General features: G+C 44.4%; 15 protein-coding genes and 1 tRNA gene. 7 read left to right on the top strand and 9 right to left on the bottom strand.

Annotation, left to right across the window (positions count from 1 at the left end; all coding sequences use genetic code 11):
* From FOR85_RS10625 to gatC, 9 genes are all read right to left on the bottom strand, one after another.
* Positions 1-182: transposase (locus FOR85_RS10625; RefSeq protein ID WP_144297889.1), on the bottom strand; the 182-nt coding region annotated here is incomplete at its 3' end.
* Between the two features lie 52 nt (positions 183-234).
* Positions 235-639 carry a hypothetical protein gene (locus FOR85_RS10620; RefSeq protein ID WP_144297888.1) on the bottom strand — a complete coding sequence of 135 codons (405 nt, stop codon included), beginning with the start codon at positions 637-639 and terminating at the stop codon, positions 235-237.
* Between the two features lie 2 nt (positions 640-641).
* A complete protein-coding gene (locus FOR85_RS10615; protein ID WP_144297887.1) occupies positions 642-935 on the bottom strand; it encodes an AlpA family transcriptional regulator in 294 nt (97 codons plus the stop codon).
* A gap of 132 nt (positions 936-1,067) precedes the next feature.
* Positions 1,068-1,823 carry a hypothetical protein gene (locus FOR85_RS10610; RefSeq protein ID WP_144297886.1) on the bottom strand — a complete coding sequence of 252 codons (756 nt, stop codon included), beginning with the start codon at positions 1,821-1,823 and terminating at the stop codon, positions 1,068-1,070.
* 42 nt (positions 1,824-1,865) lie between these two features.
* On the bottom strand, positions 1,866-3,098 hold the full coding sequence (locus tag FOR85_RS10605) for an integrase arm-type DNA-binding domain-containing protein (RefSeq protein ID WP_144297885.1): 1,233 nt from the start codon (positions 3,096-3,098) through the stop codon (positions 1,866-1,868).
* A 161-nt stretch (positions 3,099-3,259) separates the two neighbouring features.
* A tRNA-Pro gene (locus tag FOR85_RS10600) sits at positions 3,260-3,336 on the bottom strand.
* 114 nt (positions 3,337-3,450) lie between these two features.
* The gene (gene gatB, locus FOR85_RS10595; RefSeq protein WP_144297884.1) at positions 3,451-4,977 is read right to left on the bottom strand and encodes an Asp-tRNA(Asn)/Glu-tRNA(Gln) amidotransferase subunit GatB; all 1,527 of its coding nucleotides are present in this window, start codon (positions 4,975-4,977) and stop codon (positions 3,451-3,453) included.
* Positions 4,977-6,479 (bottom strand): Asp-tRNA(Asn)/Glu-tRNA(Gln) amidotransferase subunit GatA, encoded by a 1,503-nt coding sequence (gatA, locus tag FOR85_RS10590; RefSeq protein WP_144297883.1) that lies wholly within the window; start codon positions 6,477-6,479, stop codon positions 4,977-4,979. The genes gatB and gatA overlap by 1 nt, the downstream gene beginning before the upstream one ends.
* A gap of 68 nt (positions 6,480-6,547) precedes the next feature.
* Positions 6,548-6,862 (bottom strand): Asp-tRNA(Asn)/Glu-tRNA(Gln) amidotransferase subunit GatC, encoded by a 315-nt coding sequence (gene gatC / locus FOR85_RS10585; protein WP_102077544.1) that lies wholly within the window; start codon positions 6,860-6,862, stop codon positions 6,548-6,550.
* 848 nt (positions 6,863-7,710) lie between these two features.
* Between gatC and FOR85_RS10580 the strand changes: the two genes are divergently transcribed.
* From FOR85_RS10580 to rplC, 7 genes are all read left to right on the top strand, one after another.
* Complete coding sequence (locus FOR85_RS10580) at positions 7,711-8,739, top strand: rod shape-determining protein (RefSeq protein WP_102077545.1); 1,029 nt, start codon at positions 7,711-7,713, stop codon at positions 8,737-8,739.
* 245 nt (positions 8,740-8,984) lie between these two features.
* The gene (mreC, locus tag FOR85_RS10575) at positions 8,985-9,845 is read left to right on the top strand and encodes a rod shape-determining protein MreC (RefSeq protein ID WP_144297882.1); all 861 of its coding nucleotides are present in this window, start codon (positions 8,985-8,987) and stop codon (positions 9,843-9,845) included.
* A gap of 202 nt (positions 9,846-10,047) precedes the next feature.
* Positions 10,048-10,533 carry a rod shape-determining protein MreD gene (gene mreD, locus FOR85_RS10570; protein ID WP_144297881.1) on the top strand — a complete coding sequence of 162 codons (486 nt, stop codon included), beginning with the start codon at positions 10,048-10,050 and terminating at the stop codon, positions 10,531-10,533.
* A gap of 65 nt (positions 10,534-10,598) precedes the next feature.
* Complete coding sequence (locus tag FOR85_RS10565; protein WP_144297880.1) at positions 10,599-11,285, top strand: nucleoside triphosphate pyrophosphatase; 687 nt, start codon at positions 10,599-10,601, stop codon at positions 11,283-11,285.
* A gap of 226 nt (positions 11,286-11,511) precedes the next feature.
* Positions 11,512-13,104, top strand: coding sequence for an Rne/Rng family ribonuclease (locus tag FOR85_RS10560; RefSeq protein WP_144297879.1), 1,593 nt, complete (start codon positions 11,512-11,514; stop codon positions 13,102-13,104).
* Between the two features lie 428 nt (positions 13,105-13,532).
* Positions 13,533-13,844, top strand: coding sequence for a 30S ribosomal protein S10 (gene rpsJ / locus FOR85_RS10555; protein WP_010196670.1), 312 nt, complete (start codon positions 13,533-13,535; stop codon positions 13,842-13,844).
* Positions 13,845-13,891: 47 nt separating this feature from the next.
* On the top strand, positions 13,892-14,530 hold the full coding sequence (rplC, locus tag FOR85_RS10550) for a 50S ribosomal protein L3 (protein WP_068408481.1): 639 nt from the start codon (positions 13,892-13,894) through the stop codon (positions 14,528-14,530).

The raw sequence follows: 14,530 nt of genomic DNA, 5'->3' as shown, positions 1-14,530 counted from the left end.
GGATCATATTGTTCTGTACCAACAAGCTTGCCTTGATTGGCTTTGTTATGCCAGTTTGATAGCGTTTGCATGGCAATGCCAAGTTGCTTTGCAGTCGCTGAGATATTGCCGTTATTGTCTGCTATCTTCTTAACGGCTTCTGCTTTAAATTGGGTGCTATAAGTTCTGATTTTCTTGGTCATGATAAACTCCAGTTAATACGCTTAGTTTACCAAGTTTATCTCTACGGTTTCTTCAGCATAGCTCAAGCACCTGCTTGGCTATATTGTGAAAGTGAATAATAGTCAAAGACTCATCGGCATAAAGGCTGTCATACAGCTTCCTTGCCATTCGAGTTAAAGGTTTAGTTAGGACGCCAATACCGGAATCATCTTCTAGGGATGCTAGAGATATGTGTTCAAGTTTGGTATGGAGGTTCGCGGTAAACTGTCCGATTTTACCGCGGTTGAGAAGGTTGTCTCTCATTGTGTGTAATAGCTCATCATGAATAACAGATAAGTTATATCTAGCCTTAGCTAGTAACTGTAGAGGCACTGATGGATTATGTAGATTTAATAGATTAATGCTCATGTAAACGTCTTGAGCTTCATTACTTACGGGGCTGTAGATTCGTTGAACTTTTTTGTTTTGAATAATCATGGTTATACTCCCTCGCTAATAGGAGTGTTTTGATTATTCAGCCATTCGATAACATCAGCATTGCGCCATGCAGTCATAGTATTCGACAGGCGAATGGGAGAAGGAAATCGTCCATCTCTTGACCATGCCCATAAGGTACTGCTACCGAAAGGTAGAAATGGTAGAAGCTGGCTGGCACGACTCATGCCTTGCGGTGGTAAGTATTTTGCGTGTAGGTTATCTACTATTTGCTCAATATCGTTCGATATATTATTAAAGAGAGTGATAGCGGGGGTTTGTGTACTAGCGTTTGTCATGTCAATAATTCCATACTACGTGCTACTACGGTTTATAGTAGCTTGTCGTGTATGGGTTATCTTACAAAGTACAATTATTGCAGAGAATATTTATGCATCGCAAACAGTAGGGTATGCGATGCATACCATATTTCATTTATTAGTAAAAACCCCTTTACGGGCCTTACTTAAATGATCTCTAATAGTCTCGAATTCTAAATCTTCCTTGTTATGGTATTGATGTATCCATGTTGCAACTTTCTTGATGCTTATATCATTTCCCATCTCGTTTCGGCGACGCTCGTCTAATTCAAGGTACTTACGTCTTAGCTTTTCTACACGTCCTTTCCATCTGACATCGTTAGGCTTTCTATTTCTACGTGATAACTCTTGCTTGAAATTTTCCATAAACTGTAGATTTGCAAACTCCATTTGTGAATGCAGTCTCTTACATAAATTATGCAACCTCATAGCCACATAATAGTGAGAGTTAGCAAAAGCAAGTAATGAAGCTTCTCTATATAATATTGTCGCCGCTGCCATGAATAGAAATGTATTTTTTTTATGGTTTAGAATTATATTAACGAACTCTCTATTCTCTGATTCCGATAGAAAAGCTGTTAAAAAAGAGTTTATAGAGTCCTCTGTACTATAGTATGTTGAAAAATCAAAATTATTGATATTAATCTTGATATGCTTCTTTACGTCTGTTTCTATAGTATTTAATAACTCTAAATATTCAGTATTGGCTAAGTCAGTATCTAATTTAACATCATTAGGGTTATGTCTATCTGCAAAAGCTGCCCATGCTATTATTTCGTTTGTCAGTTCCTTGAGTGTATGCTCAATAGTCATATGCAAGTCTTTATTCATTCGCTCTAAATTATTTTTTTCACTGTGGGTACTCATATTTACATTCCTTAACCCTGAAAAATTAGCGGCTACTAAGGATCAACTTAGTTTTTTTTGCTTAAAGTTGCCATGTATAACGTTATCAATCTTGCCAGCGTAAGCATCATCGATGAAGTTTGCCCATTGGTGCATCATGTCTGTTCGATAAGGCAGGTGCTGCGCTCCGTTATAAGCTTTACTTATTTTGTTCTCTTTCTCATGTGCCAGCTGTAGCTCTATTGCTTCGTGCATAAACTCTTGCTCATGTAGGGTTGTGCTGGCAAGCCCTCGAAATCCGTGACCAGTCATGCGTCCTTTATAGCCCATACGCCATAGGGCAGTAATAAAAGCATTGGTACTGTAAGGTTTGCGCGTTGTCGTATTAAAAAACACATATTTATCTGAAAAGCCCATCGCTTTAATTTCTTGCAATATTTTCATTGTTTGTGGCGCGAGTGGTACGAGATGAGGTCTATCCATTTTCATCTTCTCGGCCGGTATGCGCCATATTTTGGCCTTGTAATCTACTTCCGACCATTCCATAAGACGAAGCTCTTGTGTTCGTACAAACGTGTAGCACATGAACCAAAAGCCTAGCTTGACCAGGGCGTCGCCGCCATACGCATCGATATCTTGAAGTAATTTAGGTAACTGCTGACTGGTTATGCGGCTATGGTGTTTAACCTTATGCGGCTGCAAAGCTTCCGTTAAGTCATTGGCTGGGTTATGAGTTATCAAACCCTCGCGTATAGCTTGTTTGAATATCTGCCCTGTTTGACGTATTGCGCGTCGAGCCATGTCAGTAGCGCCCCTTGCTTCGACAGCTTTGCCAATAGCAAGAATATCAGGCGCGGTAATCTCATCTATGTTCAGATGACCAATAGTAGGCTTAATATCGCGCTGGTACTGTGAATAGTCACGACTATGAGTAGTAGGTGCAATGTGGGGTTTTCGGTCCTTATGCCAGCGTTGCGCTAAAGCATCAAATGTTTTGGTGCCGTCGGTATCTGCTTGCAAGCGCTTTTTATCTTGCTTAGGATTAATGCCTTGTGCTATTAGGTCTTTGATTTGTTGATTGCGCTGGCGAGCATCGGCTAAGCTCATTGCTGGATATTTACCAATAGTCAAGCTTTGGCGTTTATCAGCGTATTTATAGTCGCATACCCATACCTTGCTACCAGTGCTACGCACCCACAAGCGTAGGTTATTACCGTCGCTATATTTGTCAGGTCGGCTAGGTGTACAAGTATCGGATGGCTTAAGACGTTTGATTTGGCTATCAGTTAGAGACATGACGGTATATTTCCATGACGGTATAAAATATACCGTAAAATATACCGCAATTTTACATGGATTACCACGTTTTATGATAGAGGACTATGGAGGGTAGTTAGCCTACAAGCGGGCAAAATAAAGGGCAGACGGTCAATGACGGTCTACCCTAATATTATGTTTGGTCGGAACGGCAGGATTTGAACCTGCGACCACTACACCCCCAGTGTAGTGCGCTACCAGACTGCGCTACGCCCCGAATGACTGACTATTTTACGCAAAATTATGCATATTGCAAGGGCTATTTATTTTAGTCAAAATCTACAATGGCATTTTACTTATCACAGTCAGTTGCATACATAGTTATTCAACCTTAACCTAGTAATTCTTTTAGGATTTGGTTGACTTGTTGCGGGTTAGCACTGCCGCGGCTGGCTTTCATCACTTGCCCAACCAAACCGTTAAAGGCTTTTTCTTTACCGCCGCGATACTCATCGACCATCGCTTGGTTTTTGGCAATAACGTCTTCAACGATGGCTTTAATTGCGCCCGTATCGGTTTCTTGCTTAAGCCCTTTTTCTTCGATGATTTTATCAGCAGCGTCATCAGCATCGCCGCCTTCACGCTCATAAAGCGCACTAAAGACTTGTTTGGCCAATTTGCCCGATAAAGTGTCATCTTTGATACGTGCCAGCATGCCCGCCAATTGTTTGGCACTGATAGGCGAGTCAGCGATGTCTTTATCATCTTTGTTAAGGGCACCGAGTAGATCGCCCATGACCCAGTTAGCGGCCATTTTGGCGTCTTGTTGTCCGACCTCAGTGACGACATTTTCAAAATAATCGGCGAGCGTACGGCTACCGGTCAAGATGCGAGCGTCGTATTCTGATAGTCCAAGCGCTTCTTCAAAGCGTGCACGGCGAGCAACAGGCAATTCGGGCATCGCAGCCTTGATGGCATCGACCGTATGCTGCTCGATACGCACTGGCAATAAGTCAGGGTCAGGGAAGTAGCGATAATCATTGGCGTCTTCTTTGGTACGCATGGTGCGGGTTTCATCGCGCTCAGGATCGTATAGCATCGTCGCTTGGATAACTTTACCGCCGTCCTCGATGATGTCGATTTGACGCTCGATTTCACGATTGATGGCGCGTTCGATAAAGCGGAATGAGTTAAGGTTTTTCAACTCCGTACGTGTTCCCAAATCTGCGCCCGGTTTACGCACAGAGACGTTACAGTCGCAGCGGAATGAGCCTTCTGCCATAATCGCATCTGAGATACCAAGCCATGTGACCAGCTGGTGAATGGCTTTGATGTAAGCAATCGCTTCGGCAGCTGAGCGCATATCAGGCTCAGAGACGATTTCGATAAGTGGCGTACCTGCGCGGTTAAGGTCAACGCCTGTCATACCATCGACGGCATCGTGTACGGATTTACCCGCATCTTCTTCTAGGTGCGCGCGGGTGATACCCATACGTTTAGGGTATTCGTTTTTCTCGCCTTCATTGACCACCACGTCAATATAACCTTTGCCAACGATAGGGTTGGCCATTTGGGTGATTTGATAGCCTTTTGGCAAGTCAGGATAGAAGTAGTTTTTGCGGTCAAAGGTGTTAAATAGACCTAATTCAGCATTGACACCGATACCAAACTTTAAGGCACGATCGACCACGCCCGTATTCAATACAGGTAAAACACCAGGCAAGCCTAAATCAACGATACTGGCTTGGGTATTTGGTTCGTGACCAAAGTCAGTCGGCGCGCTGGAGAATATTTTACTTTCAGTATTGAGCTGGCAATGAATCTCAATCCCGATGACCACTTCATAGCCATCGACGAACAGCTCTTTGCGGACAATTTCTTGCTGAGCGGCATTATCAGTAGTAGTTGCTGTGTTCATTATACCGTCTCCTTCGCGATGGTAGAGTGTTGTAAATGGTGGTCGGTATGCTGCTGGAATAGGTGGGCGGTAGAGAGCAGTTTGCTTTCTTGCCAATATTGACCAATCAATTGCAAACCAATAGGCAAACCGTTTGTGGTTAACCCAACCGGCTGACTAAGCGCAGGTAAACCCGCTAAGTTAACACCAATGGTATATACGTCCCCCAAATACATGGTTGCAGGATCAAGGTCTTCAGCAAGTTTATAAGCTGCGGTCGGCGCGGTTGGACTGGCGATGACATCACAATTGTTAAAAGCGTCTTCAAAGTCTTGTACGATGAGTCGGCGTACTTTTTGAGCCTTAGTGTAATAGGCGTCAAAGTAACCCGCGGATAGCGCATAAGTACCGGTCAAAATACGACGTTGTACTTCAGGGCCAAAGCCTTCTGAGCGTGAGCGCGTATATAAATCGAGCAGGTCGGTTGGGTTGTCACAGCGATAGCCAAAACGCACACCATCAAAACGTGATAGGTTCGATGATGCTTCAGCAGGGGCGAGCATATAATAAGTCGCAAGGGTAATTTCAGGGTCAGTGATGTTGACCTCTACAATCGTCGCACCAAGCGCTTCGTATTGTTTTAGCGCTGCACGTACCGCTTGCTCAACCTCAGCATCTAAGCCTTTGGTAAAGTACTCTTTTGCCACGCCAATACGTAAGCCTTCTAATGGCTTGGCGTTGTCGCCAGCAGTTGTGACGGCATCATTTAAGTCTTGCACGTAATCTGGCATATCATGCTTGATAGAAGTGGCATCGCGTGGGTCGTGACCAATCATCGGTTGTAGCAGATACGCACAGTCCATAGCACTGCGGCCCATGCTACCCGCTTGGTCAAGGCTTGACGCATAAGCAATCATACCAAAGCGCGAGATACGACCATAAGTTGGTTTGATACCGGTTAAACCACAAAATGAAGCAGGCTGACGGATAGAACCACCAGTATCGCTGGCAGTAGCAACCGGAACAAACCCTGCGGCAACGGCAGCGGCACTACCACCTGATGAGCCACCTGGGACGCGCTCAAGATTCCAAGGATTGTGTACCGCGCCATAATGCGAGCTCTCATTATCCGAGCCCATCGCAAACTCATCCATATTGAGCTTACCAAGGCTAATCATGCCGGCTTTATTGATATTGGTGACGACAGTGGCATCATAAGGTGACACAAAGTTATGCAGCATTTTTGAGCCACAAGTCGTTAAGACACCTTGGGTACAAAAGATATCTTTATGCGCCATCGGCACACCAAGCAGGGGACGCTTGTCACCTTGGGCACGCATCTCATCAGCGGCTTGTGCTTGCGCGCGCGCGGTTTCGGAGGTGTGGGTGATAAAGCTGTTGATCTTACTGTCGAGCGCGTCGATACGCTTGATATAGTGCTCAGTTAATTCTGCACTGCTAAATTGCTTGTCTTGCAAGCCCGTAATCAGCTGCTGGGTACTTAAAAGGTGAAGTTCAGACATAAGGTGTCGTCCGTCAAAATGTGAATAACATTAAATAAAGTGAAATACGGTAAAAATTATTGGGGCAATTATTCAATCACTTGTGGCACAAGGTATAAACCTGCTTCTACGGCAGGCGCGACCGATTGATTGCGCTCGCGATTGATATCGTGTTTGGCGACATCGGCGCGCAAATCTTGGCAAACTTCATGAATGTTTGATAAAGGTTTGATACCAGTAGTGTCGACACTGCCAAGCGTTTGCATCAATTTTAATACATCACTGATATCGTCGGCGTAGCTGTTGGCGGTGTCTTCATCAACACCGAGGCGTGCAAGACGGGCGACTTCTAAGATTTCTTGACGGCTGACATTGCTTTCAGCGGCGAGGGTTTGCTGTGACATAGTTTCTCCAGTGAAGGATGGTTTTTATTAGAGTAGGGATAAAAATAGGTAATGACTAATAACTGAATAAAGTAATAATTAACTAAATAAAACGCCAATCTCAACTTATCGTAGGCTTTTGATTTTTATAGAATTTAAAATTCTAATTGTTTTAACTGAAATTTTAAAAAATAAGTAAACCAATACCTTAGAAGAATAAGTTGAGAGTGGGGTTAAATAAAGTAATAATGTTTAAAATACACGCAAATAAACAATCTACCTGAGTATTTTATAAAGAGTGCCTTTATTATAAAGCATCTCACCGAAGATTACAGAGCAGGGCATCGATTGCTGCTGTATCTTTACTAACTTTGTTCAAATAAAGAGCATTACAAAATTGACCCAATAGTTATGGATTGATTGTCAATTGCTCAGCATTGCGTTCAGAAATACGTTACAGTATGCAGCCACTGCTCAGCGAAACGTTAAGTAAATGCCCTTAAATGACTTAGCAAAACCCGCCGCAGCAATAATACTTGGTGATCGCGCCTTGTTAGTGTTTGAATTAAATGATGTTTCATTAAATGCCATGCTCTGCTCTGTCATTTCAAACTTTGTAACATCTTTTCGCGTTTAACGGCAAAATCCTAGCGTACTGATGCAAATTTCTGTGTTTTTTTTGAGCTAAATCGGTATAATTTAGCTCAGTTTCTTCATTTCATCATTATTGCTTCGGTTTGACTTGCTGCGATGATAAACTCGCGCCATCGGTCATGTCTTACGACGACCTGCTCAACACTGACGAGTAACCCTCAGTCAATTTCGTTCGCCTCATTCGCCTCATTTGTAATACGCTGGATATATTAGCCATGAACCCGTTTGGATTTTTATCAAATAATATCGCAATCGACCTCGGTACTGCGAACACCCTTATCTTTATTCCTGGTAAAGGGGTGGTGCTCGACGAGCCTACAGTGGTCGCGCTACGTAGTAATCGTACCCAAAACCCTACCGTCGCCGCCGTTGGTATTGATGCCAAACAGATGCTAGGTCGTACGCCTGCCAACATCACGGCTATTCGCCCATTAAAAGATGGCGTGATTGCAGACTTTGAAGTGACACAAAAAATGCTCAAGCATTTTATCACTAAAGTAAAAGCCAAGCGTTTTATGGCACAGCCCAACGTGGTGGTTTGTGTGCCATGCAAATCGACGTTGGTTGAGCGTAAAGCGATTCGTGAAGCGGTATCGTCGGCTGGCGCGAGCAAAGTATTGTTGCTAGAAGAACCTATGGCCGCCGCTATCGGTGCGGGTATGCCCGTGCATGAAGCCAGTGGTTCAATGGTCGTTGATATCGGCGGTGGCACGACTGAGATTGCTGTTATCGCGCTGTCAGGCTGCGTCTATGCCGAGTCGATTCGTATCGGCGGCGATATGTTTGATGAAGCGATTATTACTCATGTGCGCCGTACGCATGGCTGCGTGATTGGTGAAACCACTGCTGAGCGTATCAAGCAAGAGGTGGGTTCGGCATTAAATGAAGACAGCCAGTTAGAAGTTGAAGTTCGCGGTCGTAGCATGGCAGAAGGCGTACCAAAGACCTTTACGGTCAATTCTGAAGAAGTACAAAAAGCCCTCAGCGACCCATTAAGCGGTATCGTCAGCGCGGTAAAAGCAGCACTTGAACAGACGCCACCTGAGTTGTCATCAGACATCGCTGAGCGTGGTATTGTCTTAACTGGCGGCGGCGCATTGCTGCGTGATTTAGACAAGCTTATCTCTAAAGAAACCGGTCTGCCTGTAACGGTCGCTGAAGAGCCATTGACTTGTGTCAGCCGTGGCGGCGGTATTGCGCTTGATTTTATCAACAACAAAAGCCTAAATATGATTTTTGTTTAAGTTGTGAATATTAAAGCGCTATAAGAATTGTTTGATTCTATTTGTTTTTTCCTATTAAAGGTAGCCAATAAGGTTGCCTTTAATGACATTTAGCCATACCAAAATGCGATAGCAGTACGATAGCAGCTAAACGTCGCTAATAATATATCGACATTATTTTGAACTGACGCTATATGCTGATATTTGTTGCTCTTATGGCGCATCACAACTGTTGCTCACCTTAAAACCTCTAGATTAGACCAATTATGATTCCAAGTATTTTTGCTCGTCAGCCGCTCGCGCTTCGTAAGACTGCTATCGTATTGGTAGTGGCGCTGGTATTGATGTGGTTTGATAGCAAGAATCCAGAATGGTTTAAGCCGATACGCTCGACCACCCATGCCGCCATGCAGCCTATTTATGAGCTGTCGTTATTACCAAGTTATGCAAAACACTGGTCGAGCGGCAGCTTGCAGTCGAAAGAAGCGCTACGCCGTGAAAACATGCAGCTAAAAACGCAACTTATCCATGCCCAAGCCAAGCTGCAGCAGCAGGATTATGTCTTGGCACAGAACGCGCGTTTGCAAGGTATTTTATCGACCACGCGCCCTGAGCAATTTGATTTAAACCTCGCGCAAGTGATTGGAACGGATACCAATCTGCTCAGGCAAATTGTGGTACTTAATAAAGGCGAGCAAGATGGCGTGCAAGTCGGTCAAACGGTCATCGATGAAGTGGGCATTTTAGGTCAGATTATTAATGTCTATCCTAATACCAGTCGCTTATTGCTGATTACCGATGAGCAGCAATCGGTTGCTGTGACCGTCAAACGCACCGGACAGCGCGCTATCGTCACGGGCGAGGGCATACCGACCTCATTACGTCTCAACTACGTCTTTAAGACCTCAGATGTGCGCGTCGGTGATGAGCTGGTGTCTTCAGGCTTGGGCGGACGTATTCCGGCGGGCTATCGCGTTGGTCGTATCGCCCATGTCGAAGACACGCAAGAGGATAACTTTAGAAGTATTGAAGTCACGCCGGCAGCAAATTTTATTGATAACGCTTATGTGTTGGTGCTGCAAGATAAACTGGTTAATAGAAGAAATGCCGGTATTAAAGAAAACTAAGGGCTTGTCAGCTTACTCATAAGCCCGCATTGCGTGTCCTCATTGATACCCTAGACATTTGCACAGACATTTACATAGACGTCTGGATAGACAGATAAGATAAATAGTATTCAAAATTATTTGGTCAACTAGCGCTGCTACTCTTTTCAATATTAACTGAACGATTAAATAGCTGCTAAACTCTCGCTAAAGGTAAGTATTCATGGCATACGCGGATTTTGATGATGCAACTGGGGTACTCCCGGCCTTGATTATACTGAGTTTTATTATTGCCTCATCGCTGAGCGTCTATCCTTTAAGCCCAAGTATGGCCGCCCTGCGCCCAATGGTCATGGTCATGGTGCTGATTTTTTGGTTACTGTTTCAGCCGCGCTATGTCGGGATTTTCAGCGCCTTTGCTATTGGCATTATCGCTGATTTATTAATGGATACCCACTTAGGTCAGCAAGCCTTCGCTGCCGTTATGGTAGCGATGGTCATCAAAATCACCAGTATCTATATCAGACAGCTTAATACCATTAGCGCTTGGCTTATTGCAAGCCTAGGATTGGTTGTTTTCCAAGTCAGCTTATGGATATTGCAGCTATTTATCCAAAATACCTTTGTTGCCCAATCTGCCTTATCGTTATTTATGAGTATCATCAGCTGGCCATTAGTGTTATTAGCATTACGGAGATTTGCCCGCTAGTTTTTTACATTTATTTGTTTCATAAAGCTGAAAAACCATAAATTTATAAAATAAGAGTTATCACAATGAATCTCATTTTAGCGTCTGGCTCACCGCGTCGTCATGAGCTACTAACCAGAGCGCAACTAAACTTTACGGTCATGAGCGTCGATATTGATGAAACGCCGCATGTGAATGAATCTCCTAAAGATTACATTGAACGTATGGTTGCTAGCAAAGCAGAAGCGGCGCTAGAGCAATTGAATAAAGAACTAAATAAAAAGCTAAACGACAGTCAAACTGATCTATCTGCATCTCTAATTATTTTAACCGCTGATACCATTGGCGTCTTAGCCGATGGCAAAACGGTATTGGTCAAGCCTGACAGCCGTGAAGACGCTTATCGCATGTGGCAACAGATGTCTGATGTCACCCACCAAGTATGGACAGCAGTGCAAGCAACTCAAGTATTGTTATCTGTTAAGCCTTCAAGCTCTCCAAACTCCGGCAGAGCATTTCAAATCGTGAATCAACAACAAATCACTGAGCGCACCGATGTCACCTTTATTCCTTTAACCGAAGAGATGATGGAAAACTATTGGGACAGCGGCGAGCCTGCTGATAAAGCTGGTGGCTACGGTATTCAGGGTTTGGGCGCCGCCTGGGTAAGCCGCATTAATGGCAGCTATACCAATGTGGTTGGTTTACCGCTGGCACAAACTGTGGCGTTGATTAAAAACATCACAACTGTTAGCGGCAATAAGAAAACCTAAGCACTGAAGAAATAAACTGAGTAAACAGATAGGTGAGAGTAGCGCGTATTTGATGTAGGATAATTAGATGGTTGGTCTTACATGAGATGGCAAAAGGCTATCACTCAATTATCTGCACATAATGACACGCTAGGATAATGGGCAAACCCAAGGTGCATTTGGTACACTGTGAGGCTACCAAACGATGAACGCTTCACAAGAAAGCTGAGTGCTAAGAGAAAATATTATGTCCGAAGAGCTGCTGATTAATATTAGTCCCATGGAATCGCGCGTCGCCGTGTTAGATAACGGGGTGTTGGGCGAGATTTATATCGAGCGTCATCATAAACTGGGCTTGGTCGGCAATATTTATTTGGGCACGGTAGTACGCGTGCTTCCTGGTATGCAAGCGGCTTTTGTCGACATCGGCCAGTCACGCACCGCGTTTTTACATGTCAATGATATGCAGCGCGAACCGCGTCCTGTCAGCGAGAGCAAAAGTAAGACCTCAGAAAATACTGATAACGAACGTCCTGTTATCGAAGCTACCGCTGATGATTTGGCGGTAACGCCACCTGTGGTCAGTGCGCACAGTACTGAGGTTGTAGCCGTTACAAAATCTCTTATCCAGCATCGGCTGCACGAAGGCCAACGTATCTTAGTGCAAGTTACCAAAGACCAGCTCGGTAGCAAGGGCGCTCGTTTAACTACCAATATATCGCTGCCATCACGTTACTTGGTCTATCTGCCATCGAGCGATCATATCGGTATCTCGCAGCGTATTGATGGCGAAGAAGAACGTACTCGTCTCAAGACTGAACTTGCGAGCCTGATGCAAACGGTCAACCTACAAGGTGGCCTGATTGCGCGTACCGCCGCTGAGCGCGTACCGGTGAATAAACTCGAAGAAGATATTTACTATCTATTGCAGCTCTGGCGCACCATTTGCGCCCGTCGCCAAGAAACCAAACCAAATCAAAGCTCTGAACTTATTTATCAAGAATTATCACTGCCTCTGCGCTCCATTCGTGACTTGGTGCATGCCGATACCGAAAAAGTGGTGATTGATAACGCGCAAATATATGAGCAAGTCCGTTATTTTGCTAAAGAGTTTGTGCCTTTCGTCTACGACCGTATTGTGCATTATACCGCCGAGCCTTCCTTGTTTGATATCCACCGTGTCGAGGATGATTTGCGTGATGCCCTAAAACGTCGTGTCGATTTAAAGTCTGGTGGCTATCTGATTATCGATCAAACCGAAGCCATGACCACCATTGATGTCAATACCGGCTCTTTTGTCGGCGGGCGCTCGTTAGAAGATACGGTATATAAGACCAATTTAGAAGCCACTCACGCCATCGCACGCCAGCTACGCCTAAGAAATCTTGGCGGCATTATTATCTTAGATTTTATTGATATGCTTGAGCAGCAGCATAAAGACGATATTTTAGAGAGCCTGCAAGCGCAGCTAGCGCAAGACTACGCCAAAACCAAAATTACCCAAGTCAGTGAGCTTGGGCTGGTTGAAATGACGCGTAAACGTACCCGTGAGTCGCTTGGACAGCAGCTATGTGAACCTTGCTCAACCTGTCAGGGTCGCGGCTTTGTTAAAACGGCCGAAACCGTTTGCTTTGAGATATTTCGCGAGATTATGCGCTGTGCGCGAACTTATAACTCGCCCAAGAAATTCACTGTGGTTGCCCATGCTGCCGTCATTGACTTACTATTGACCACCGAATCAGACACCGTCGCAGATTTAGAGTATCTATTAGGTAGAGTGATTACCTTTGAGGTCGAAAATCTCTATACCCAAGAGCAATATGACATCGTTTTAGATTAATGATAGAGTAAATTTATACCATTATAAAGTATCTTAATTGAGGTTTTGATAAGAAAATTATTGATAAAAGCGCTTGTTTATAAAGGGGGATATCTCAAAACACCGCCGATATTACTCTTGCAATGAGCGAAATACTATGTATAATACACACCACTGAATTATATATGCGCAGCCAATTAAACAGCTGGCGCTATGACAGCTAGAGCATCGTTTCTAGCACTATTTCATTATGCCTTTGCTGACATCCTATAATGGAAGGGTCGGCGGGGCTTTAAACTATTTTGCTTTTGGCACGCTATAAGTTCCGGTAACGAACTCATTCTGGTTAAGAACAGAAGGCCGCTTAAAGTGAATATTTAACCAAACGGCTTTTGCTCATATCTTTGCAAAGCAAGAATGACAAAAGCACATATTAGGAGCTTGCTGGCATGGCTAACCAGAGAATCCGTATCCGTCTTAAGTCTTTTGATCATCGTCTGATTGATCAATCTGCACAAGAGATCGTTGATACTGCAAAGCGCACCGGTGCGCAAGTTTGTGGTCCTGTACCGTTGCCGACTCGCATTGAGCGCTTCAACGTTCTAACCTCACCACACGTTAATAAAGACGCTCGTGACCAGTACGAAATCCGTACTCACAAGCGTATGGTTGATATCGTTCAGCCTACCGACAAAACTGTGGATGCGCTAATGAAGTTAGACTTAGCGGCGGGTGTTGACGTTCAAATTGCTTTGGGTTAATGCAAAACACACCCAACCCATTAATATAAGATATAAAGAGGTCTAAAATGGCGATCGGTTTAGTCGGTAAAAAATGCGGCATGACCCGTATCTTCACTGAAGCAGGCGAATCTATTCCTGTTACAGTGGTTGAGGTCCATGCTAACCGCATTACTCAAGTAAAAAATACTGATGTAGATGGCTATCAAGCCATTCAAGTTACCACAGGTACTCGTCGTGACAGCCGCGTAACTGCTGCACAGAAAGGTCACTTCGCTAAAGCTGGCGTTGCAGCTGGCCGTGGTGTATGGGAATTTCGTGCCAATGACAGCGATCTTGAAGGTCGTGAAATTGGTGGTGAGATCCTAGCTGACTTGTTCGAACAAGGTCAGATTGTAGATGTCACAGGACAGAGTAAAGGTAAAGGCTTTCAAGGCGGCGTAAAGCGTCACAACTTTAGCATGCAAGATGCCACTCATGGTAACTCAGTGTCTCACCGTGTCCTTGGTTCAACTGGTCAAAACCAGTCACCAGGTAAAGTCTTCAAAGGCAAAAAAATGCCAGGTCAAATGGGTAACAAACGCGTTACCGTTCAGGGCCTAGAAGTGATATCGGTTGATGTTGAAAAAGGGTTACTTGTCATCAAGGGTGCTATCCCAGGTGCCACCGGTGGCGATGTCATCGTACGTCCGTCAGTCAAAGCCTAA

Source organism: Psychrobacter sp. YGAH215, assembly GCF_007280595.1.
Classification (GTDB): domain Bacteria; phylum Pseudomonadota; class Gammaproteobacteria; order Pseudomonadales; family Moraxellaceae; genus Psychrobacter; species Psychrobacter faecalis.
This window is presented reverse-complemented; position numbering and strand designations above follow the sequence as displayed.

Coding starts and splice junctions, on each gene's coding strand:
- FOR85_RS10620 (WP_144297888.1), bottom strand. CDS start 639: ATGATTATTCAAAACAAAAAAGTTCAACGAATCTACAGCCCCGTAAGT.
- FOR85_RS10615 (WP_144297887.1), bottom strand. CDS start 935: ATGACAAACGCTAGTACACAAACCCCCGCTATCACTCTCTTTAATAAT.
- FOR85_RS10610 (WP_144297886.1), bottom strand. CDS start 1,823: ATGAGTACCCACAGTGAAAAAAATAATTTAGAGCGAATGAATAAAGAC.
- FOR85_RS10605 (WP_144297885.1), bottom strand. CDS start 3,098: ATGTCTCTAACTGATAGCCAAATCAAACGTCTTAAGCCATCCGATACT.
- gatB (WP_144297884.1), bottom strand. CDS start 4,977: ATGAACACAGCAACTACTACTGATAATGCCGCTCAGCAAGAAATTGTC.
- gatA (WP_144297883.1), bottom strand. CDS start 6,479: ATGTCTGAACTTCACCTTTTAAGTACCCAGCAGCTGATTACGGGCTTG.
- gatC (WP_102077544.1), bottom strand. CDS start 6,862: ATGTCACAGCAAACCCTCGCCGCTGAAAGCAATGTCAGCCGTCAAGAA.
- FOR85_RS10580 (WP_102077545.1), top strand. CDS start 7,711: ATGAACCCGTTTGGATTTTTATCAAATAATATCGCAATCGACCTCGGT.
- mreC (WP_144297882.1), top strand. CDS start 8,985: ATGATTCCAAGTATTTTTGCTCGTCAGCCGCTCGCGCTTCGTAAGACT.
- mreD (WP_144297881.1), top strand. CDS start 10,048: ATGGCATACGCGGATTTTGATGATGCAACTGGGGTACTCCCGGCCTTG.
- FOR85_RS10565 (WP_144297880.1), top strand. CDS start 10,599: ATGAATCTCATTTTAGCGTCTGGCTCACCGCGTCGTCATGAGCTACTA.
- FOR85_RS10560 (WP_144297879.1), top strand. CDS start 11,512: ATGTCCGAAGAGCTGCTGATTAATATTAGTCCCATGGAATCGCGCGTC.
- rpsJ (WP_010196670.1), top strand. CDS start 13,533: ATGGCTAACCAGAGAATCCGTATCCGTCTTAAGTCTTTTGATCATCGT.
- rplC (WP_068408481.1), top strand. CDS start 13,892: ATGGCGATCGGTTTAGTCGGTAAAAAATGCGGCATGACCCGTATCTTC.